Genomic DNA, 1,580 nt, shown 5'->3' with positions numbered 1-1,580 from the left:
CGCCACCCATCGTAGCGCCGTTCCCCCGCCACAATGTTGCGAGCGGCCAAAAGGCCCGTCATCATGGCGTGATCCTGGTTATTGTAGCGGTGCATGCCGTTGCGGCCTGCCACCTGCAAATTGGGCAGTGCTTCTTCCAAAAAGGTTCGAATGGTCTGGATGTGAGCTTGATAGCCGTGATTGTAAACCGGGTAGGCTTTCGGGGCGCGAATGACTGTGCCGCCCAAAACCTTTGCCTTCCCCAGCAGGCCCAACCGCTGCAATTCCAGCGTTGCCAAGGCCATCAAATCCCCATCGGTTTGTCCCCAAAAGGGATCCGTCGCTGAGCAAAAATACTCCAAACCCAAGCAGGTGACCGAGGGATCCGGAACCATGTCCGCGCTCCAATTCTTGAAGTTTTGGATACGCCCCACCCGCACCGAGGGATCGTGAATATAGATCCAGTGATCTGGAAATAGGTTGGGCTCATCCACCAGCAAAGCCACCGTCAAAAAATCCCGATACCGCAGTTGTTCGGCGGCCTCTCGCACCGGCTCCGGTGCTGCAGGTACCAAAGCCCGCACCAGAGAGCGCAGCGGCATGGTGGAAATGAACTGCTCGCCGGTCACCCAAAAGGTCTCTCCCCCTTGAGAACAGGCTTGTACAGCTTGAACTCCGGCCCGGTTCCAGTGGATTGCCGTAACCTTGCGATCCAGTTGTACCGGCTGCCCGGCTTCTGCCAGCAAGGTTTGAACGCGCTCCCACATCTGGCCTGGCCCTAGGCGAGGATAGCGAAAGCGATCGATCAGGGTTTTGATCACCCCCTCTCGGTTGGGGAAAAAGGTTTTACGGATCAAAGAAGCCATCGACAGACCCTTGATCCGCTGGGCTGCCCAGTCGGCGCTGATCTCGTGACAAGGGATCCCCCACACTTTCTCGGTGTAGGTCTTAAAAAAAGTGCGATACAGCCGTTCCCCAAATTGGTTAATGACCCAATCTTCAAAAGATACAGGATTGGGCCTGGGAAAGAGGCGCGCCTTTAGGTAACTGAGCAGACAGAGGGTGGTAAACCCTGGCCCCAGTTTGGCAAAAACATCCGTAGGTCGAATTGGATAATCAAAGAAAACACCTCGGTAAAAAATGTGGGAAAGCCGACGGCAAACCTGCATTTCCGAGCCCAAAATCTCCGTCCACAGAGCCTCAATTTCCGCCGACTTGGAGAAAAAGCGGTGTCCACCGATGTCAAAGCGATAGCCTTGGTAGGTTACAGTGCGGGATAGCCCCCCTACCTGCACCGGATCCGCTTCCAAAACCGTTACCGGGTAGCCCTGCTTGTTCAGCTCGTAGGCGGCACTCAATCCAGCTGGCCCCGCCCCGATCACCACTGTGGACTGCACTCTGGATAGCTGCCTTGAGGTACCATCTGGTAGTATAGCAAAGGGATTGCAGTTTGACGGCGTTGGCTGTCTTTTGTGGTGTGTTCTGATTCACCCAGTTCAACGCCTGCACAAAGGCATCTATTGTCGCATCCAATTTTGCAGCTTGCGACTGGGACACCTTGAGTTTGCAAGCTACAGTCAGGACTTGGGTCATGCGCCGAT

The 1,580-nt window shown here is 55.3% G+C and carries 1 protein-coding gene and 1 pseudogene; both read right to left on the bottom strand.

Annotation, left to right across the window (positions count from 1 at the left end; all coding sequences use genetic code 11):
• Positions 1 to 1,376, bottom strand: a 1,376-nt coding sequence (locus NW820_RS12295; RefSeq protein ID WP_414407631.1) for an NAD(P)/FAD-dependent oxidoreductase, incomplete at its 3' end; no start/stop codon positions are given.
• Positions 1,377 to 1,410: 34 nt separating this feature from the next.
• A pseudogene (locus tag NW820_RS12290) lies at positions 1,411 to 1,572 on the bottom strand (RNA-guided endonuclease TnpB family protein); the annotation flags it as partial.
• Between the last annotated feature and the right edge of the window lie 8 nt (positions 1,573 to 1,580).

It is taken from the genome of Synechococcus sp. R55.7 (assembly GCF_047461955.1).
Taxonomy (GTDB): domain Bacteria; phylum Cyanobacteriota; class Cyanobacteriia; order Thermostichales; family Thermostichaceae; genus Thermostichus.
Note: the sequence above shows the minus strand (reverse complement) of the source record. Positions and strands in the feature narration are given on the sequence as shown.